Below are 20,138 nucleotides of genomic sequence, written 5' to 3'. Positions count from 1 at the left end.
CGCCGCTGCCTGAACGGGTCAGATGCCGCCCTCGATACGAAGGCCATCCGTCAAAAACGCGGGTGTCACGTGCGGAGAAAATCGCGCTTACGATCGTTCGGCATAGCTGGACCAGGAATATGCACAAGAGTTCTCTGAGCCAGGCGAGGACGCGGCGGAAGTTGTAGCCCACGGCTGAGAGGACGACGTTGGCGGCGTCGCCGGAGCGGCCTTTGAGATGGCAGCGGCCGAGATGCCCTTCGGTTTTCAGGTGCCCGATGACGGGCTCGATTGAGGAACGGCGGCGCAGCTCGCGCTTGATGACTGCGCATTCCACGGACGGTGATCACGGATTCCAGTGATCGCGATCAGGTTCGGAGGCGAACACGGCTGACGATTGCATCTGGGCTGGAAATAGCCTCCTGGTCAAGGTTGGCGGGTTGGTTTGGAGATCGTCCCGGCGGTCGCCGGTCCGCTGCCCGCTGTCGATCTCGGCCTTCTTGACCCAGGCATGCAGCGTCTGCGGCGTGCAGCCGATCTTGGCCGCAATCGATGTCACCGCCGCCCAGCGCGAGGGGTGCTCGCCGGCGTGATCCAGAACCATCCGAACCGCGCGGTCCCGGACCTCAGGCGAAAACTTGTACGTCGTCTTGCTTGTCATGGCTCCATCCTCTCAGTCGTTGGAGCCTCCGGCAACCCGGGGCGGTTCAGTCCCGACATAGCCGCGGGCGCAACGCAAGCCTCCAGGCCGTGCGCACCATTGCTAAATATACACGGCACTTCATGATCTCGGCGCCTTGGAGATCGTCGAGCAGGAGCTTGCCGAAAGCCTCAGAACATCGGCTACGAGGACGGGCTGACCGCTCAAAACCTTCGTAATTTCCAAGTAGGCGCAGAAATTTCGACTAAGGGGCCACAGATTTCGAGAATTTCGGCTGCTGTGGACTCGTAACGTTTCGTTGCCCCCGCTCACGAAAGTTATGCGCGGCAGGAAATGTAGCGACGTACAATCTAATCAGCAGTTTGACCGGAGGAAGACCGTTGAGCAACGAGGAGTTCACATCACACTCTAGCCTGAGCCGACGCTCGTTAGTTAAGCTAGCGGCCTTACTAAGCGTGCCGTTCTTTGCCAAAGCCACTAAAGCTTGGGCGCAGGACAAGCTCGCCGGCAGCGGCGAAGTCGTCATTGCTAGCTATGGCGGTTCATTTACCGACGGGGTTCGCGAATACGTCTACGATCCGTTTACGAAAGCGACAGGCGTAAAAGTCGTCGATGCAATATCGGATTTTCACGACCCGCAGATAAAGGCGATGCACCGGGCCGGCCGGATCGATTGGGATCTCGCCTGTCCGTTGCAATCGAACTACCCGGAAATGCACGAAGCCGGGATGTTTGAGCCAATCGACTACAAACTCTGGGATCAAGAAGCGATCGAGGGCGTTCCGCAGAACGCGCGCCCTGTTGACGCAGTTGTAATGTTTCGGTCGGGATCGGTGCTGGCTTACGACGAGCGGGCCTTTCCGAACGGTGCCCCCCGAAATTGGGAGGACTTCTGGGATGTCCAGAAATTTCCCGGACAGCGTGGACTCTTCGGGGGCATCGGCTATCATACGATGATATTTGCCCTCCTCGCCGACGGCGTCGAGCACAAGGATATCTGGCCGCTCACCGACAATAAGATCGATCGGGCATTCAAGAAGCTCAACGAGATTAAGCCGCATATTACAAAGTGGTGGACCGCAGGTGGAGAACCGGTTCAACTCCTGATCAACCGAGAACTCGCATTGAGCAATGCGCCCGATGGCCGTATGGTCGCCGCGATCCGCCGGGGCGCGCGCCTTAGGATGATCTGGAACGGGGGGTTGGTAGGCAATGTCCCCATGACGATCCTGAAAGGCGGCCCTAACACAGCGAATGCACAAAAATTCATCGCCTTCTTGAATCGAGCCCAAATTGCTGCCGGGTTCACCCAGGGGACTGGCTCTCCTGCGCCGAACCTAAATCAGCTCAAGCACCTCCCAGCCGAACTAATTTCGCTTCTCAGCATAAGCCCAGAGAATGCTTCCATGACCGTTGCCGTAGATTATGACTGGCTTTCAGCGAAACGCCCGGACGGCAAGACCAATGCAGATCACGTTCAGGAGCGTTGGCTGGCTTGGAAGGTGGGATGATCTTTATCACAACCTCAGGTTCGAGAGTTTTCGGCGTCTTGTCATCGGCCGGTGCTTTTCGCTCGGGTGGGGCGGCGAAGGAATATCTCTCGCCTAACTCCTATTGCTGGTCGCCCGTGAAGAACGATGGTTTCAGGCCGAGTTGAAGCTTGGCGGCGAAGCGGGCCGCCAACCTGAGCCACCGGATCAGGCGTAGGAAGTTGTATCCGACCGCGGCCGGACGGCGTTGGAGCCACCTTGTCGTGCGAGAGGTAATTGCGACCCATCACTGAAGTGCTCCCCAAAACTAGGCCAGCTGATGCTGGAATTTTCCGGGGTTTAGCTCATGCCGGCGGGGGCGCCGATGAGCCATTCAACAGCGATATCGGCGCCTTGTTGCCGATCGCGCTATGGGGCCGGATTTCGTTGTAGTCTCTACGCCAATCCTCCATTTTCTGCCGGGCGTCGTCAAGGCTCAGGAACCAGTGCGTGTTCAGGCATTCGGTTCTGAACTTGCCGTTGAAGGATTCGATGAAGCTATTGTCCGTCGGCTTGCCGGGACGTGAGAAGTCGAGCACAACGCCTCTTTGATAAGCCCAGATGTCGAGATCGCGGGAGATGAACTCCGATCCCTGATCCACACGAATGCTCTTCGGGTAACCGACGGTTTTGCAGATGCGCTCCAGAGTCAGCACAACGTCCTCGCCTCGATAGCTGAACCGCGGATCGACCGCCGGCGAGAAGCGGCTGAAGATGTCGACAATCGTCAGCACGCGGAGTTTGCGGCCGGTGGCCAGCTGGTCGTGAACGAAGTCCATGGCCCAGGTCTCGTTGATCTGTTTGGCATCGGTTCGATCTTCTCGCAGCTTGGCCTTGACGCGGCGCTTGGGCGTTTTGTTGCGTAATTGCAGGCTTAACTCCCAATACAGGCGATAGACGCGTTTGACGTTGATGGCCCAGCCGTCACGTTGCAGCAGCACATGGACCCGGCGATAGCCGTATCTCACCCGCGTCGCGCAGATGTCCTTGATCCGACTTTTGAGAGCGGCCTGGTCGCCGCGTTTCGACTTGTAGACGTACAGTGCGCGATCGATCCGAAGAGCCGAGCAGGCCCGCCTGATCGAGACCTTCCAGTCACTTCGCACCTTGTCGACAAGCTCACGCTTGCGGCCAGGCTTTAGAGCTTTTTTGACAGCACATCCTGAAGCATGGCCTTGTCCAACGACAGCTCGGCGACAATCCGCTTCAGCTTGCTGTTCTCTTCCTCAAGCTGACGCAGCCGCTTCATCTCTGAGGGCAACAGGCCAGCATACTTCTTCCGCCAATTGTAGAACGTCGCCTCGCTGATCCCGGCCTTGCGGCAGACCTCTGCCACTACCGAGCCATCTTCAGCTTGCTTCAAAACAAATGCGATCTGCGCCTCTGAAAACTTCGATGCCTTCATGGAACTCTCCTCGTCCCGTCAGGGGATCATAAATGGAAAATTCCAGTTCAAACTGGCCTAATTTGGCGGGGGCACGTCACATTTGAGCCCGATGGGCTCGCTGGAGCAATGGGGGCACGGAGCCCCCACATAGCGCAGGGCGCCGCCCCGGCGCGGTCGGCAAGCACCGCGATCGACAAATTTGCTCGGGGTGAGATCGCCGAGCGCGCTGTGTGGGCGGACGTTGCTGTAATCATCCTTCCGTAAGGGCGCGGTGCACGCGGCAATCACGCAACCGTGGTCCAATGGCCAAGTGGAAGCTCAGATCACCAAGCTCAAGCTGGTCAAACGGCAGATGTACGGGCGCGCTAAGCTCGATCTCCTTCAAGCTAGGCTGATTGGCGCGCCATAAAAACAAACACGATCATCGAATATGCGTCAGAGCCAATTTTGGACGCCGATCCCCCGGCTTAGGGGGCGCATTGCCTCATCCAGAATGTTACTGGACAACTTCTCGCCGATGATTGGGTCGGTGCCATCGAATCGGTTCGGTGGCGTCTATGGCGAGAAAGATCAGCATGGGCGCGCGGCGGGAGGTGCTGTCGACCGTAACGGAGCGTTACGAGTCGGCCAAACGGGCGGAGAAGGGGCGCATCCTAGATGCGCTGTGCGCGACGACGGGCTGGCATCGCAAGCATGCGGTGCGCGCGCTTCGGCGGAGCACAACGGTTGGACCGGGGAAGATGGAGGCGCCCGGAGAGCGCAAGCGTAGATATGGCGCGACGATCAAGGACGCGATGACGGCGCTGTGGGAGGCATCGGATCTGGTATGCGGCAAGCGGCTCAAGGTGATGATTCCGACCTTGCTGCCGGCGCTCGAGCAACATGGCCGATTGCAGCTTGGCCAGGCCGACCGCGATCTTGTTCTGGGGATCAGCGCCGCAACCATCGACCGCTTGCTCGTCGATGTGAAGATTGCGGCGAGCGGCGGCAGGCGGCGCCGTGCCGGATTCTATTCGGCCATCCGGCGCGAAGTCCCGATCCGCACGTTCAATGACTGGAACAACCCGGTGCCCGGCTTCTGCGAGGTCGACATGGTCGCGCATGGCGGCACGTCGGTGGCCGGCTCGTTCATCCAAACCCTGACGATGGTCGATGTCGCCACCGGCTGGACGGAATGCCTGCCGTTGCCGACACGGGAGGGTTCGCTCGTCGTCGAAGCGATCAACCGCGCCCAGAGCCTGTTCCCCTGGTTGTTACGCGGCGTGGACTTCGACAACGACAGCGCCTTCATGAACGATGTTGTTGTGCCATGGTGCCGTGAACAAAAGCTCGAAGTCACACGCTCGCGCGCCTACAAGAAGAACGATCAAGCCTTCGTCGAGCAGAAGAATGGTGCGGTCGTTCGCCGCCTCATGGGCTATGGCCGCTTCGACGGCGTCGAGACGGCCCGTGTGATGGGACGTCTCTATGCGGCGGCTCGGCTCTACGTCAACTTCTTCCAGCCGTCGTTCAAGCTGAAGGAGAAGCGCCGCGAAGGGGCTAAAGTGATCAAGCGGTATCATCTCCCATCGACGCCCTTTGAGCGTGCCTTGGCGCATCCCAACGTGGCCGCGGACGTGAAGAAACGGCTGCGCGATCAGTATCGTTCGCTCGATCCGGTCGTGCTGTTGGCTGAGATTCGCGCGACCCAGGACGAACTCGGGAATCGCGTTGATCGTCGTGCCGGACACGCGGGCGGCCTGCAGCGCGCCTCCACGAGCACCACGTCAACAAGCGTAGCCACTTTCGCCAAGACGCTCGGAAAGATTCGCATGCCGTCCAAGCTCGACCCACATATTGCCGCGATCGAGGGCTGGCTGGCAGAGCAGCCGCAGCTGACGGCGCTCGCCATCGTCGGCCGGCTGAGCGAGATTCAGCCCGAGGAGTTCGGGGCAAGACAGCATTCGATCGTGCAGCGTCTGCTGAGGGCGCTTAGACGGAAGGCGGCCGAGCAATTGGTCGCCGCTGCCCCATTGCCCGGGGTTGTGGACGGCTCGGGCTATGTAGGGCCCGACCCGCCCACAGCCCCTCTCGTCGAGCCAGCCGCGAAAGCCACCTGGCGCCGCCGATCAGTGGAGGTCGCATCGAGCTGTGCAATGGCGCCATCAGGGTAACATTCGCTCATGCGGCAATACGGGGGTCAATATTGCAGGCCGAATGACAGGATCCGCCATAGGAGAATACGACGACTTCGCCGCGACCGGCGAGCCTCTCCTGCGCGAACGAAGTGGTTGCTCAAGCTATCGCAGGGACGGCCCTTGCCATGGCGGCCGCCTGAAGAAGACCTCGGCGATGGAAGCTCCGCGTCATCTGTCACTTTCCGGTGAGTTCAATACTGCAAAAGCTTACGGTCGAAGGCGCGTATAGGTCTGAACTGCGAATGCAGAGACCAGCACATTCGAGCAGGCCGCATAGCCGTGTTCTACCGAGCCGACCTGCATCGGAGACGACGCCTGCCCGCGGAATTCGGTCTCGTAACCCACCCGCGCAACTGGCGGAGCTTCAGGTAGTGTATTCTGGGCCGATGCGGTCAAGGCGACGCTTGAGCGCTTCCCAGGGGCGCCGGCTTCTGTTCCAGCCGTGCTCCTTAAACTGAGCAGCGGTGTGAGCAGCGACTTCAGCAGGTGGCAACGTCACATTGCCTCCCTGCAGGGCGGCAATTTGGACACGGCACGACTGCTCTAGTGTAAGCATATTCAGAAATGCTTCGGAGACAGTCCGTCCGACTGTGAGCAAGCCGTGGTGCTTTAGAATCATAAAATCTTTGTTACCAAGATCACGTACCAAGCGCTCGCGCTCGTCAAGGTCGAGAGCAACCCCTTCAAAGGCGTGATAGGCAACGTTGCCATAAAGGCACATCGATTTTTGGTTAAGCGGCAGAAGCCCTTGCTCCTGTGCAGATACGGCCATCCCCGCTAGGGTATGCGTGTGCATAACGCACTGAGCGTCTTCGCGGCTCATGTGCACTGCGGAATGAATTGTGAATCCAGCGTTGTTTATCTTGGCCTGCTCTTCGTCCTCAACAAGATACCCGTCCGGGTCCACGACTATGAGACTCGACGCCGTTATTTCGTCGAACATCATCCCATACGGGTTCAGGAGGAATCGATGATCGTTGCCGGGCAGTCGTACTGATAGATGGGTTGAAATTAGATCGTCCATGCCGAAATGCGCGATCAAGCGATAAGCCGCAGCCAGATCGCAGCGAACGCTCCATTCCTCGGAAGCTTCGTTACGCATAATTTCTCCTCCAGCAACTATGATAGAAAACGTAGAGCGTCAGCACACCACACTGCCGCCTAGGCTAGTTCAGGCCAGCGGCCGGAATTCGCCAATTTGTTTCGGGATGAGCCGAAATACCGCGTCAGGAAGGGGAATTCTTTGTTAAACTTCAACGCCGGTCATCGCCACGGAGGTCGGCGTAAAATGGATAGTGAGGCCGGCGGCCGAGCCAGGCTTGATCTTGGGTGTCTTGTGGTGGCGTACTTATCCATGACGATATGGATAAGGAGGCGTTCAAGAACATCAGCATCGACCTCCTCAAAAACTTGAGGAACCGACCGCCCGTTGGCGCAAGCATTTGCCGAGAGCAGACTCCGAGGACGAGCGCGGCAGACAGCGACATCGTACCATGCCGCAAATAACTGTGCGTACGACGTTCCGGGATGCCCGGCTCATCGGCAAGGACCCATTGCTCCCGGGTCAAGTGCCTGGACCTGCTTTTCTTACGGATGCTAAGGACAAGGGCTCGGTTGGGGGACAGGCAAAGGCCCACGATATCGCCTACCTTGTCGACAATCAGCGGATCGCTCGAGAACTTGGATGTCTGGCTACGGGGGCTGCAAGCCGAACGCCGCCCACATTTCGGTGGATCGTGGTGTGGCAAGTGGCGCCGCCGGTTTCATCGGCTAGCGTCGTGCGCAACGTCCGCTCAATCAGTTTTGCAGGCAGCACGCAAATAGTCGGGCAGGCCCGGCTTATGGCTCTTTTGCGACTCGATCCCACAAAGCGCGAATCATATCTTTCATTAGCAAAGCGTCCTGCCAACGATCGGATAGCTCTTTGCCGTCCGGACCTGTAATAGCATAGGGTGGAAGACCCAGCTCACTGAGGAACGTCAGACTAGCGTCGGGCGCGACGCGCCTCTTCCAGGAGCGGATCCCGTATTCCCACCAACCCATCAACAAGGAAACCAAGTCCTTGTGCTGCGGGAACCCAAGGGAGACCTGGATCTGCTCGCGACTGGCAATGCGGCCGTGAATACCCCAGGCGTTGTCGAGAATGCGGTGGATCAGCGCGTGGTTAGTGTCGGCGACTGGCGAGGCGAACTCTCGCGCAACCAAGTAATGTGAAACATCAGCCGTCAACCGCAGATCGGGAAAGCAATCGAGAAGCTGGAGCGTAAAAAATAGATCTGTCGTCATGCGGTCACGATGGGTCTCGACGTGCACGGGACGCCGGCCTGCTCCGCCAGTCGCCGCCAGCCTTCAGGCAGGGGAATGCAGGCCTCGAGCCGCTGCGGACGAACAATCGGTTGCAGGTTGACGTGATCGGCGCCAAGCCGCGCCACCAGCTCAAGCACGGGCTTCAGTTCATCGACAGTCTTCGGATAGCACTGTGCCTGCCAGACCATACTATGCGACCCCAGGAAACGTGTCGCCTCGGTCGCAAAGACGGGGTCGACAAAGCGCACGCCAGCGCCGTCAAACCCAGCATCGCGGATCATCTCGAGCTGCCTCTGCAGCTGCCATTCCGGAGTATCGGCCAGCCGCCGCTCCATCGCCCAGAGTGACTGCAGGATTCGCAGTTGTTGCACCATCGCTAGCCCCCAGTTGTCTTGGGCGACACTAACGTATGCTCGCGGTCGTTCGTTGCCATTTTCGGGCGGTAGACACCGGAATTTGGCAAAGTATGGTCCAAATTGATGCGATTCAGCCCGAAATTAAATCGCGTTTTCAAGGCCAGGGTTCGCTGCGTCGTCCGGGCGAGCCGAAGGGCGATCAGAGTAGCGGAGGACAGCAGCGAAACAGGCGCGCAAGCCACCGTACCATTGCTCGAAAACATTTTTGTAGGCAGCAAAATGCCTATAGGAACAATAGCGCGCGAGACACGACACGAAACGCGTGACCTCCACGTTCCTGGCGCTCATTCAGCTGAGCCACGTCAAGCACGATGAGCGAAAGGCATTCGGTCCGTCCTGTAGCGACGTCCACATCTTAGCGTTCATACGAACACGCCGAATACGGAACGGCTGGCGTGCGCTTCCAAATCGGCTTCGCACTAATCTGGTGGAGATAATCTCCAGTAATTGAACGTGCGGCACCGGGATTTGCCGCCGTATGGCGGTGCAGAACCCTCGTCCTCCTCGCCCGCCGGCTGCCGCGTTGCTCGTATAGCTCGACAAGCGGTTGATTGTCGCCGCGCTTACCTCAAAACCGAGCGGCCGGCATCCGTAAAGAGCTTCAAAGTGGCAGACCGCAATTGAAGAAAAAAGTCGCATGAACGAAGCTTGCGGCAGGACCTTAACCGAACGCAAAGGCCTATCTCGATCATCAGGATCAACTGGCCCAAGGCGAGAAACGCTTTCTGGCTCGATGAGGCTATTCATCTGCATCGTCACTCGCGCCGGCAACAACTTATCGGCGGTCCCGGACATTAGGAGATCTTGCGCTTGGAGCTCGTCTATGTTCTTGACGTATTCATCCATATCTCGCTCCAAGCCAAGTCTACAACAAGGGTTGCCTAGCCTGCCCGCGAATGACGCCGCGTCGATCTTGCTAGCCAGGCGCTGAGTTCGGTCGGATTGCGCGTTCGGCTTGGTATCATTCGCTCATCCCGGTGGTGCCTCGTTCCCGAGCCCTCGCAATAGAAGCGCGACCAGATTCTGCGCCTTTTTTCTGTTCTTCGTCTGGATCTATGGCTGCGCCTCAGATGACGAGGTCCAGCCCCGCTGCCTCATCGATCAGAGCGAACATCGGATTGGGCGCCTGGTTCGAGCTCCAATGCGACACCAGTGATATCGAATCTATACATCGGTTTCCCATTTTTTGACCCTTTGAGCGGCGGGGTTTTCCGGTAGCTCGGCTCGTCGGAGTTGGAAGGGATGGCGGGAGGCGGCGAGTCCAGGTTGCGTGGTCGTCGTGCCGCCTTTTGAATGGCCGCCAGTCTCGACGATGATGTGCCAGCGGATCGAGCAGCGCCTGTCATTTTGGCGTGCCGAACACGCCCGAAACCAGCCTTCATGTCTAAAGCTTGAGCTCACCCAATGATCGAGCATTTGGCTTCCTTCCATCAGATGGTCCTCTGGAGGTAGAGCGGGCACGATCGACGATCGGTGCATGGCGGATCGTCGGTGCGCCCGGGATCATGATGTAGCCTCATGGCGCGGGTTCGCGTCGCCGAGCAGGATGTTGAGCACAAGATCAGCGGAACGGACCCCGTGGCCGCGTGCTTCGGCACAGGCGACTTCCACAGCGGGCAGACCGTCAGTCAGAAAGACCCGGGGCCATTGACATGACCTCCAGAACGAGTTCCCGGACATTGAGAGCACGGCGATCTGAACCGGTACGAAAATAGAGCGACCGGCATGCCCCATCGGTACGGCGACAAAGAGCCGCGCCGGTCAGAGCACGAATGGACCGGCCATTACGTCCAGCGCCACATCTTACCTACTCTGTTGCGCAACGTCCTATCCGATTTAGTAGCTGGTTAAGCGACATAGGACCGTGGCTTAGTTCGCTCAACCCAAAGCGAGATTGGGCCGCTCGCAAGATTTTCGACCACCGGTAAAACGCAATGTTGTCAATCCGAGTGTCCTGCCCCGCTAGTGGCGAAACGCGATTGCAACAACGCACGAGGGTGGTCTCGCGTCTAGACGAACCAACCTGATCGAGCAACGAAGGTTGCTTGATCGCGCTTTCTAAGCTCGCTTCGATCTTCGAGTTAGTGAAATTACCGAGGCTACACGCGGAGGCACACAGTGCGAATATGCGGCATCAAGCTTACGCATGACGGCGCTACCGCTCTTGTCGAAGACGGACGGCTCGTCTTTTGTATCGAGCAAGAGAAGCGGGGGAACAATCAGCGGTACCAAAGCATCGATGATCTTGATGCAATTGTTATTGCGTTGCGTGAGCACGGCCTAGAGGTGCGGGATGTTGATCAGTTCGTCATCGACGGGTGGACCGGAGTGGTCGACTCTCAGATCGACGCCATCAGCGGAGGAGCACCTGTCACTCTCAAAGGAGCACCATATCTTGAACGCCATGCCGAGGGCCTACTCACCTCGCTGGATGGCCTCGGTCTGACGCTCGACAACAGGTCCTTTCCCTATAGAAGCTATCCGCACGTAACAGGCCATGTGGCATCCGCATATTGCACCAGTCCCTTTGCAAAAGCGGGAGAGCCTGCATTCTGCCTCGTGTGGGACGGCGCCATGCCTCCACGTCTCTACTATGTGGAACGCGGCAGCGCCCGGTTCGTCGGCGGCCTGCTACCGATCATTGGGCGTGCCTATGTCGCTGCGGGCCATCATTTCGGACCCTATAGGAGAGCGTCGAACACCGGATGGGGGGACCGGAGTATCGCCGGCAAGGTGATGGCCTACATCGCACTCGGGTCGGTTGATGAAGAAATCATAGCGGTGTTTAACGAGCTCTACGTAGATCGCTTTGCAGCCGAGTTTGCCGCTCGCTACACTGCGGACAAAACTGGAATGGAGTCGGCGCTGGGGGCCGTGCATGACTTCCTCGAGGGCAGCGCGATCCGGTTGGAGGCTAAGTCACCCGAAGATGTGCTTGCATCCTTCCATGCGTTTCTCGAGCGTCTGCTCGTCCGGGAAGTGGCGAGTACTTTACAGCGGCACTCGGGTCTTCCAGGGTCGCATAATTTGTGTATAGCCGGTGGCTGCGGCCTCAACATCAAATGGAATAGTGCGCTACGTGCGACAGGCCTGTTCGATACAGTCTGGGTACCGCCTTTTCCGAATGACAGCGGCTCAGCGATCGGCGCAGCGTGCGCCGGGATGGCGGCAGAGAACGGCTTCGCACCATTGAGGTGGTCGGTCTATAGTGGCCCAGCCATAGAACGTGGCGAGGTCTCGCGCGAATGGCGGTCCGAGCCGTGCAATGTGCGTGAGCTTGCCACCATCCTGGCCGGCGACAAGCCCGTGATTTTCCTTTCCGGGCGGGCCGAGCTTGGACCACGGGCGTTGGGCAGCAGAAGCATTATCGCGGCCGCTACATCGGGAAGAATGAAGGATCATCTCAACAACATCAAACTTCGCGAACAATTCCGGCCAGTGGCGCCGATATGTCTGGAGGATCGTGCACCAGACATTTTCAATCCTGGAACCCCGGATCCTTACATGTTGTTCGATCATCAGGTACGAGCGGAATGGCGCGATAGGGTGCCTGCTGTTGTGCATCTCGACGGGTCTGCGCGGTTGCAGACCATTTCCAGAACCTCTCAGCACAAAATAGCTGAGCTTCTTGTCGAATATGAAGCACTTACGGGAATTCCGCTGCTTTGCAATACGAGCGCCAACTTGCATGGACGTGGGTTCTTTCCGGACGTCGCAACGGCTTGCCGGTGGGGGTGCATTGACGATATATGGTGCGATGGTCTGCTCTGGACTAAATGCTAACAGCTTAGTGACTGACGGCGGCGTGGCTCCTCTCACATTCCGTTGGCGTATTTCTTATAGGACCAAGTTGTCTCTATAGACTTCAGGAGAGAATGCCGTTCCGACGGGAATCGGTGAGCAGAAAGAGCACGAAACCGCTCATGCAATTTGCGCAGCTGCTTCGCATCTGCCGTTACCTGGGACAACACCGAGGGCATGCTCCCCTATTCCCGCCTGCCGCTCGACATCGTAAATTGCCATCGTGTTGGAGTGCCTCAATTAGTAGAGACAGAAGAAGCTCCCATGTTGGCGCAAGTCTTCCCCAATTCGAGAACCGTCTGGAGCACGTGTACCCGCTAACGTCGAACGCCACCGGCCATTGCCATATCAACGGGGAAAGGGGCAAAAGAGGAAGGTCGCGCCAGTCAGCTTAACGGCAAGCGCTTAGCCGCAGCCCTTTTGAAGCTGGCTTGACGTTTTGCGGAATCGCCACGGCATGAGGTCTCCGATGCGGCTATGAGGATGGCCGTCGATGATCGTCTCGAGTGTTTCGGCGATGTAGGCGGCCGGGTTGATGTCGTTGAGCTTGCAGGTGGCGACGATCGACGCGAGCAGGGCCCAGTTTTCCGCGCAGACTTCATGACCGGCGAAGAGTGCATTGTTCTGCTCAGGCAGACTGGCCGGATGGCGTTGTCGACCGGGTTCGTGTCAAGCTCGAGGCGCCCGTCTTCGAGGAAGCGGGTCAGCCCTTGCCAGTGGTTGAGCGCGTAGCGGATGTCCTCGGCGAGCATCCAACCACTGGAGGTCATCGACAGCTGTTTCTCGAACCCTGGCTTTAGTGCGGCGACGATCGGCAGCGAGTGCTCCTTTACGCGCGGCCAGCCGGATCTCCGTCGATGAACCGCGGACCATGGCTTGGATGGCGTAAAGCTGTGCGATGTGCCGAACCGCAACCTCGGCGATCGGCGATTGTCTGTTGCGGGCCAATTTGACGAAGCGCCGGCGCAAATGGCTCCAGCAATTTACAAGCGTCCACGATCCCTGCGGTCGAGCGACTTCGGTCAGCCGGTCATAACCATCATAGGCATCGGCTTGCAGGAAGCGTCCGTTAAAACCATGCAGGAACTGCTCCGCGAAGGCGCCGCTGCGACTGGGGGCATATCGGAACAGCACGATCGGAGGACTTGGGCCGCTGTGGCCGCGGTCGTCGGAGACGATCGCCCAGAAGTAGCCTTCCTTCGTTTGGCCACGCCCGGGATAGAGCACCGGGGCCATGGTTTCGTCCATGAACATCTGCTCTCTCCAGATGACGACGCATGTGGTCCGCTAGGGTTTGAGATGGAAGCAGGCGCGGCCGGACCAGTTGCCCAGTGTCGCCCGATCAACGTAAGCGCGATTTTCCCCGCACGTTGACGCCTGCGCTTTTGACGGATGGCCTTCGTATCGGGGGCGGCGTCTGGCCTGTTCAGGCAGTGGCGGTTTTGGGGAAGTTGAAGGGCAGCAGGTCGGTGATATCGGCGTCGCCCGCGCGCTGAGGCAATTCGGTGAGGACGTGGCGCAACCAGGCTAACGGCTCGACGCGTGAGGCGCGGCAGGTCAGCATCAGGCTGTAGACGACGGCGCTGGCCCTGGCGCCCTCGACGGTGTCGCTGAACAGCCAGCTCTTTCTGCCAGTGGCAAAGATTCTGATATCACGCTCCAGGAGATTGTTGTCGATCGGCATCCTGCCGTCCTCGGCGTAGCGCGTCAGATATTCCCATTGGTTTCGGGTGTAGGATATGGCGTCGCCAAGCTTGCTGTCCGGCAAGACCTTCGGGGCGATTTGATCGAGCCATTCCTTGAGGGCGTTCAGGACGGGAATGCTGTGTTGCTGGCGGAAGCGGCGAATGCATTGATCTGGCGTTTCGCCTCTGTCTGGTTTTTCGTCCCGCGCCTGCCTTTCAACCCGGTAAATCTGTTCGAAGAACCGCAGCGCTTGCTCGGGCGGACCGCCGCCGGCGCGTTCGAAGGCCTGCGCCAGACGGTAGAGCGGCGTGCCATCGACATATTTATGAACCAGCGCGAACGCCAGCGTTGAGGCCGTGGCAACGCTGCCCGGCAGCGGCTGCGTCGGCATCGGCGCGGTCACGACAGGGGCGTTGATCCCGGTGCGATCGCAATGGCGGCACGCATATTTGAAGCGTACGTTCTGTAAAACCTTCGCCTTCACCTCGATATGAAGTTGCTCGGTGACAGCCTCGCCCATGCGATGCATCTGGCCACGGCAGCAAGGACACGCCTTCTGATCGTCGGGCAGGTCATACTCGACGCGCTCACGCTGCAGGTTCGCCGGCAGCGGTCTGCGCCCGCGCTTTTTTCCTGTCGTGCTTTCGACGGGTGGCAAACCTGTGTCCGGAAGTTCGGCGATATTGTCCGTATCACTGCCGGTGTCATCCTCATCGGCGGCCTGCTCGGCTTCATTGAAGAGACGATCGACGTGCTTTTCGCTGCGTGGCGCAAAACGATGCAGGCGTGCCAGCGCCAGTTCTTCCTCGAGTTTGACGACGCGGTCGGCGAGTTGATGGTTCTCCGCTTGCAGCGCGGCAATGCGCGCCAACAGCACTTCAACACTCGGATCGCCGGTTCGATTCATCGGATTCTTGAATCTGAACCGTACCGACGCGTCAACCACTCAACTCGAGAGCTCAGCCGGCAACCTGATATTGCCGCACCGGATGGCGGACCATCGCGTCGATATCGATGCCGTCAAGGATCCAGTGCAATTGCTCGGTCGTCAGCGTGACGACCGCCTCCTGGCGGCGCGGCCATCGGAACTTGTCTTCGGTCAGCCGCTTCAGGACCAGCACAAAGCCGGACCGGTCGAAGAACAGCAACTTCATCCGGTCGCAACGGCGATTGCAGAACGCAAAAACCGCCGGAGCAAACGGATCGAGCGCCATCGTCTCCTGGACCAGGACCGCAAGGCTGTTGATGCCAGCCCGGAAGTCGATCGGCTCACGGTGCAGATAGACTTGCAGGTCACCGCCCAGTCTGAACATGGCTCAGTGCTCCGATGATCGCCGTCAATGCATCTACATCGCCGCATTCCAGCGCGAGCTTCACGCCGTTCGGCAGGGACGCGCTCACTTTGGCCGGAGAGCAAAAAGCTGCAGTCCTTTTGGATTCCGAATCACGCACTTCATCGCAAGTCGCCGGCAAATCCACCGTCGCCACGCTGCTCTGCCGCGACAGGGCCCGATCGACAGTCCTCTCAAGCTGAACCGGGATGAACGCCGGTAGTGAAGACGGCGGCAGCGACCTGGTCGCCGTCCACTTCTTGATCCACTTCCGAAGAAGGTTCGCATTGACCCCATGTTCGAGTGCAAGCCTCGATACCGAAACCCCAGGTTCAAGGCAGGCCGCGACAAGACGGTCCTTCGACGTGGGGTCGTATCGCCGGCGCCCATTCCGGCCAACAAGCCTGACCCGCAGTTTCTGATCATCGTCTGCCATCACAAGGTGTCCACCTAATTTGGTGGACACCTCATGCATCACAGCACTCAACCGCAAAAGGTGCGGGGAAATTCGCGCTTACCGAAATAGCGCATGAGCATTGCGGCGTTGCGCGACGAAAACGAACGCCTGAAGGCGCTTTTCGCGCAAACGCAGGCAGCCTTGAGCTAGGTTAGGTGTTTAGTCCCAAGTTTTGATGGTGCATTCTTATCGCACGATTCGAAGGATGCGCTATGGGACAAGTTTTACACGGCTGCGCCACGACGACGGAGGCGGTCCGTCGAGCAATACAAAATGGTCAAGAGAGCCTGAGAGCGCTCGCCAAGCGCTACGGGATTAACCAGAAGACTGTCGCGAAGTGGAGGGAGCGCGAGACCGTCGCCGATCTCCCGACAGGCCCCAAAGAAGCCAAATCGACCGTGCTTTCCATCGAGGAGGAGGCGATCATCGTCGCTTTCCGGCGGCATACGCTATTGCCGCTCGACGATTGCCTCTATGCGCTCCAGCCGACCATCCCGCATCTGACGCGATCATCCCTGCATCGCTGTCTCCAGCGCCACGGGATCAGCCGATTGCCGGAGGTCGGAGGCAGCAAGCCTCCGAAGAAAAAATTCAAGGCTTATCCGATCGGCTATTTCCACATCGACATTGCTGAGCTCCAGACCGCTGAAGGCAAGCTCTACCTCTATGTCGCTATCGATCGCACCAGCAAGTTCGCCTTCGTGCAACTGGTCAGGAAGACGGGAAGGACCTCGGCCTCGACCTTCCTCGAAGCTCTGATCGCGGCTGTCCCCTACAAGATCCGAGCGCTCTCAGCCTCCGAACACACGCGGCGTCCCGACGGTCCTTGAAGCACCTCCGGCCGGTTCACCGACCCTACCGATGAGCCGTCCAAATGGACGTCCTTTTTGCTGTCCAATCCCATCCCAAACCTCCGTCCAAGCCAGAGGCTTCTTCGCACGTTCATTCGAATTCTGAAGCAGGGAATCGGCTTCGCGCTTACGCTTAACGATGCTCCGGCTCACAAAGGAATAGAGCCATTCCCATGATCGAGTTTGCCGAATTTGGCAATTGCGCCCGAATACCCTTCGGATTCGGGCGTGTCTTAGAATGCGCAGTTAGTTGCATCCCTTCTTGTCAAGGCTAAGGATTGCAGGATCGACGATGCGAGACGACGACACAACGGCGTGCCCGGTAGACGAGCGCAGAATATGTCGCAATACTCGATTCTAGAGAGACGCTCTGACACGCTGACGAGAAAGGATGAAGGACCGATCGAAACGGTTGCATGCTTTAGTCGAAGATGGGCGTCTTGTTCTCGAAAAGAGAATCGGCCGTAGAACAAAGCCTCAGCCGAGCGGGTAGCAAGAGTTGGCCAAACGGCGAGCGAAATCTACCGACAAAGATTGCGAACGCGCGTCACGCGGTTTCCGCCAGTTTACGATGCTGAGAGCAGCTGAAGTCTATGTTGGTGCAGCGGATCTCTTTTTTTTGCAGATCCGGAAGCTGCCTGCGTTCGCATGGCAGCCAACCTTGCTGCCACTGTTGCATCCGAGATGATCGATCTCAGGGCCGGCGAGGTGGTCATTGAACCTCCATTATCCGTGCACGAAGCAGCAATCGACATTAATGCACGAGCGAACCGTTATGCGGGCGCTATTGGCTTCACGAGGCTTCGAAGCGCTGTCGCCGAGACGTTTTCGGCGGAAACAGGGATTGCCTAGAATAAGGAAGACATCGTAATCTGCAGGTGCAAGACAAGCACTGCTCGCTGCCACCTTGGCTTTGATCGACCTGGGTGACGAAGTCATCATTATTCGTCACTGCTGTCCGACATTCCCCTCCCCAAGTTGTTTTAGCCGGTGGAACGCCAGTGTTCGTTGACGCTCGCCGGCCCAGATACATTCCAGATATCGAGGCGATCCGCAACGCGGTTACGCCGTGCACAAAAAGCGATTATAATCAACTCGCCTAACAATCCTACCGGCACGCTCTATGGTCGAACGCCCCTTCGAAAAAGTTGCCGAGCTCGCAATCGATGCCCAGCTCTGCATCATTTCTGTCGAGTGCCACTCTCGCTAAGTCTTTACCGGCGGAGCGCGCCATAACTCCATTGTTATGGCGCACCCGGGCCTGCGGTCACCGGTTGCCGCTTGGGATATTTAGCAGGACCCGCGGAGATCGTCTGCGCGGTGAGGAAGCTGAGGAGCCCCGCAACCGCAACTACAGATGCGATCGCGCAGCAACGATCCTACATCACATTCAAGTCGGCGACGGCGGTTTTGAAGATCAAAGCATCGACGCCTCTATGATGCTCGCAACATAGGCCTTCACATTCTGTCTGACCTGCGCGATATAGGCCTGCCGCGAGCTGATGGCTCAATCTACTTCTATCTCGACCTGAGCAGCTTCTCTCCGCATTACCACTGACGGTCCCGTTCGATCGACCGACGACGTTGTACGCTTGCTCCTGGAGGAAGCCAATGTACGAACCGTTGCTGGCAGCGTCTTTGGCGACGTCACCGGCCTACGGCTCTCCTTCGGCGCTCCACTATATCTCTTAGAGGCTGGGCTCAAACGCGCCGTTGGAACGCTGAACAGTCTGAGGATCCGGCAAAATGGAGTCTAAACCTGATCAAGAGATCTAGAGCAGTTCACGGGATGCGGTTCCGATCCCGGAGGGGCTCAAAACGCTGGGCGCTGCGTCCGCGCGGCGGTCAGCAGGCAAAGGCATTGCTGATCGAGCTGATGGCTTGATAACGTCAATCCTGGCTCCGAGAAGCGCCTCGACGAAGGATGCCGCGCTGAGCAATTTCTCATCGTCGCCTCGCCGACCAACCAATTGCAGGCCAATGGGCAGTCCCGAGGGCCCGCGGCCTACGGGCAGGGTTAGGCAAGGCAGCTGGAGCATCGACCAAGCGCCATTGAAACGCGCATCACCTGTGAATTCTAGACCGCTCGGCGCTTCGCCGACCGCAGCGGGCACCAGCAACAGATCACAGTCGGTGAACAAGCTGGCACATCGGGCGCGCGCTTCCCGTGCGCGCGCCAAGTTTACTTTATAAGACTCCGGGCTCGCAGACTGCTCGTATTTTTCGAGCACCTGCCGTGTTTGCGGATGAAGTTCGTCGCGCCTGAAGAGTCGTTCCCACGCGAACGCCTGGAGCGCCTCCCAGCTGAAAAGTGCATTTTGAATGTCAAGCCAAGAAGCCATGGACGGCGGCGAGGGGAGATCCTGGACCGGTACTCCGGCCTCACTCAGGCGGCAGACGGTCTCGATCAGGATCTCCTGGGTTGCAGCGTCATGCCCTCCCCAGGCCGAAGTGTCCAGAAATGCGATGCGCGGCTCCTCCGGCACGGGCTCCGCGGCAAGGCGATTGGCTGTGACAACCGAAGCCAGCAGCGCGATGTCAGCTACGCTCCGGGCGAACAGGCCCAGCGTGTCAAGCCCACTGGCTAGAGTTTTGATGCCTGTCACATCCGCCATGCCGTGGGTCGGCTTATAGCCCACCACTCCACAGAAGGAGGCAGGCCGAATCGTAGATCCGTATGTTTGCGTTCCCAGCGCCCACGGCACCATATTGCATGCGACGGCGGCAGCAGAGCCGCTGGATGATCCACCCGGCGTATGCAAAGTGTTATGCGGATTGCGGGTCTTACCCGAACGGCCCATGGCGAATTCTGTGGTCACCGTTTTGCCAATAATGATTGCACCGGCCGCCCGGGCAAGAGCGACGCATGTCGCATCGTTTGCTGGTCGATGGCCTCGATAGATGCGGGAGCCATATGCAGTGGGCATGTCAATCGTGTCGATCACGTCTTTAACCGCCAGGGGAACGCCATGAAGGGGACCGCGGATGGTGGAGCGGTCCGCAAGCCGCGCTTGCGCGATCGCCTGGTCGACGTCGAAATATTCCCATGCCTGCACCTCGGTGTCCTTTTCCGCGATGCGATCGAGGCAGGAGCGAGTTAGCGCTTCGCTTGTCAATTGCCCTCGAGCGATCTGACGAGCAGCTTCCAATGCCGTAATTTCCATCAAGGCCGTCCTCGCTCCTAGCGCGAACACACGGTAACGGAGTGATTTGCCGGAAGACTGCAAATGTCCTCTGGAGACGAGGAAATGCTGCGTTGGAGCAGTGGAGCTCGGCGAAGGGACCGGACGCGATCCGCAGACTGAAGCGGTACCGCACAATCGTGAGCCAGGAACTCGGCACTGCCAATATCAGACACGGGCAGGACACTGCCATGGAGCAGTACGCGCTTGCGGATTCCGATCGATGTCGCCAGGATTCCGAGATGATCTCGCCCACCATTCCGGGATGATGTCGCCCGCGTGACGAGGCCTCTTCTGGCTCCCATAGGGTCAACTCTTTCGGCTTTGCGAAGGGGACCCTGGATGCCGACGGAGAGGCTTGCGATGCGCCGTGT

At 58.7% G+C, this 20,138-nt stretch carries 13 protein-coding genes and 6 pseudogenes; 5 read left to right on the top strand and 14 right to left on the bottom strand.

Annotation, left to right across the window (positions count from 1 at the left end; all coding sequences use genetic code 11):
- Positions 1-91: 91 nt before the first annotated feature.
- Both ABIB90_RS40780 and ABIB90_RS40775 read right to left on the bottom strand, forming a co-directional pair.
- Positions 92-304: pseudogene (locus tag ABIB90_RS40780) on the bottom strand (transposase); the annotation flags it as partial.
- A 21-nt stretch (positions 305-325) separates the two neighbouring features.
- Positions 326-640: a transposase gene (locus tag ABIB90_RS40775; protein ID WP_354202892.1), complete on the bottom strand. Its 315-nt coding sequence runs from the start codon at positions 638-640 to the stop codon at positions 326-328.
- 380 nt (positions 641-1,020) lie between these two features.
- Here ABIB90_RS40775 and ABIB90_RS40770 point away from each other — a divergent pair, with 380 nt between their 5' ends.
- Positions 1,021-2,151 (top strand): ABC transporter substrate-binding protein, encoded by a 1,131-nt coding sequence (locus ABIB90_RS40770; RefSeq protein ID WP_354202891.1) that lies wholly within the window; start codon positions 1,021-1,023, stop codon positions 2,149-2,151.
- Positions 2,152-2,474: 323 nt separating this feature from the next.
- Here the strand turns inward: ABIB90_RS40770 and ABIB90_RS40765 are convergent.
- A protein-coding gene (locus tag ABIB90_RS40765; protein ID WP_502918268.1) for an IS3 family transposase occupies positions 2,475-3,574 on the bottom strand; the annotation gives its coding sequence in 2 pieces (ribosomal slippage) (positions 2,475-3,310 and positions 3,310-3,574; 1,101 coding nt in all).
- 539 nt (positions 3,575-4,113) lie between these two features.
- Here ABIB90_RS40765 and ABIB90_RS40760 point away from each other — a divergent pair.
- Positions 4,114-5,709, top strand: coding sequence for an integrase catalytic domain-containing protein (locus tag ABIB90_RS40760; RefSeq protein ID WP_354202889.1), 1,596 nt, complete (start codon positions 4,114-4,116; stop codon positions 5,707-5,709).
- Positions 5,710-6,097: 388 nt separating this feature from the next.
- On the opposite strand, the gene ABIB90_RS40755 is transcribed toward ABIB90_RS40760, so the two are convergent.
- The 4 genes and pseudogenes from ABIB90_RS40755 to ABIB90_RS40740 form a co-directional block, all read right to left on the bottom strand.
- Positions 6,098-6,835 carry a class II aldolase/adducin family protein gene (locus tag ABIB90_RS40755; protein ID WP_354202888.1) on the bottom strand — a complete coding sequence of 246 codons (738 nt, stop codon included), beginning with the start codon at positions 6,833-6,835 and terminating at the stop codon, positions 6,098-6,100.
- A 165-nt stretch (positions 6,836-7,000) separates the two neighbouring features.
- Positions 7,001-7,540: pseudogene (locus ABIB90_RS40750) on the bottom strand (transposase); the annotation flags it as partial.
- Between the two features lie 32 nt (positions 7,541-7,572).
- A pseudogene (locus ABIB90_RS40745) lies at positions 7,573-8,414 on the bottom strand (sugar phosphate isomerase/epimerase family protein).
- Positions 8,415-8,744: 330 nt separating this feature from the next.
- On the bottom strand, positions 8,745-9,302 hold the full coding sequence (locus tag ABIB90_RS40740) for a hypothetical protein (protein ID WP_354202887.1): 558 nt from the start codon (positions 9,300-9,302) through the stop codon (positions 8,745-8,747).
- Positions 9,303-10,574: 1,272 nt separating this feature from the next.
- Here ABIB90_RS40740 and nodU point away from each other — a divergent pair.
- A complete protein-coding gene (gene nodU, locus ABIB90_RS40735; protein WP_354202886.1) occupies positions 10,575-12,239 on the top strand; it encodes a nodulation protein NodU in 1,665 nt (554 codons plus the stop codon).
- A 423-nt stretch (positions 12,240-12,662) separates the two neighbouring features.
- Here the strand turns inward: nodU and ABIB90_RS40730 are convergent, their stop codons facing one another.
- The 6 genes and pseudogenes from ABIB90_RS40730 to tnpA form a co-directional block, all read right to left on the bottom strand.
- Positions 12,663-12,821 carry a transposase domain-containing protein gene (locus ABIB90_RS40730; protein ID WP_354202893.1) on the bottom strand — a complete coding sequence of 53 codons (159 nt, stop codon included), beginning with the start codon at positions 12,819-12,821 and terminating at the stop codon, positions 12,663-12,665.
- A 116-nt stretch (positions 12,822-12,937) separates the two neighbouring features.
- Positions 12,938-13,027, bottom strand: a pseudogene (locus ABIB90_RS41780) (hypothetical protein); the annotation flags it as partial.
- Positions 13,028-13,100: 73 nt separating this feature from the next.
- Positions 13,101-13,505: pseudogene (locus ABIB90_RS40725) on the bottom strand (IS66 family transposase); the annotation flags it as partial.
- A 178-nt stretch (positions 13,506-13,683) separates the two neighbouring features.
- The gene (locus ABIB90_RS40720) at positions 13,684-14,850 is read right to left on the bottom strand and encodes an IS66 family transposase (RefSeq protein ID WP_354202885.1); all 1,167 of its coding nucleotides are present in this window, start codon (positions 14,848-14,850) and stop codon (positions 13,684-13,686) included.
- Between the two features lie 52 nt (positions 14,851-14,902).
- Positions 14,903-15,256, bottom strand: a complete 354-nt coding sequence (gene tnpB / locus ABIB90_RS40715; RefSeq protein WP_148750250.1) for an IS66 family insertion sequence element accessory protein TnpB — start codon at positions 15,254-15,256, stop codon at positions 14,903-14,905.
- Positions 15,237-15,710, bottom strand: a complete 474-nt coding sequence (gene tnpA, locus ABIB90_RS40710) for an IS66-like element accessory protein TnpA (RefSeq protein WP_354202884.1) — start codon at positions 15,708-15,710, stop codon at positions 15,237-15,239. Before tnpA ends, tnpB begins: the two co-directional genes overlap by 20 nt.
- 233 nt (positions 15,711-15,943) lie before the next feature.
- Here tnpA and ABIB90_RS40705 point away from each other — a divergent pair.
- Together ABIB90_RS40705 and ABIB90_RS40700 are read left to right on the top strand one after the other, a co-directional pair.
- Positions 15,944-16,522, top strand: a pseudogene (locus ABIB90_RS40705) (transposase family protein); the annotation flags it as partial.
- 708 nt (positions 16,523-17,230) lie between these two features.
- Positions 17,231-17,434 (top strand): hypothetical protein, encoded by a 204-nt coding sequence (locus ABIB90_RS40700; protein WP_354202883.1) that lies wholly within the window; start codon positions 17,231-17,233, stop codon positions 17,432-17,434.
- Between the two features lie 920 nt (positions 17,435-18,354).
- Here the strand turns inward: ABIB90_RS40700 and ABIB90_RS40695 are convergent.
- Positions 18,355-19,746, bottom strand: a complete 1,392-nt coding sequence (locus ABIB90_RS40695) for an amidase (protein WP_354202882.1) — start codon at positions 19,744-19,746, stop codon at positions 18,355-18,357.
- Positions 19,747-20,138 lie beyond the last annotated feature (392 nt).

The sequence above is a fragment of the Bradyrhizobium sp. JR4.1 genome, from assembly GCF_040548605.1.
Lineage (GTDB): Bacteria > Pseudomonadota > Alphaproteobacteria > Rhizobiales > Xanthobacteraceae > Bradyrhizobium > Bradyrhizobium canariense.
Note: the sequence above shows the minus strand (reverse complement) of the source record. Positions and strands in the feature narration are given on the sequence as shown.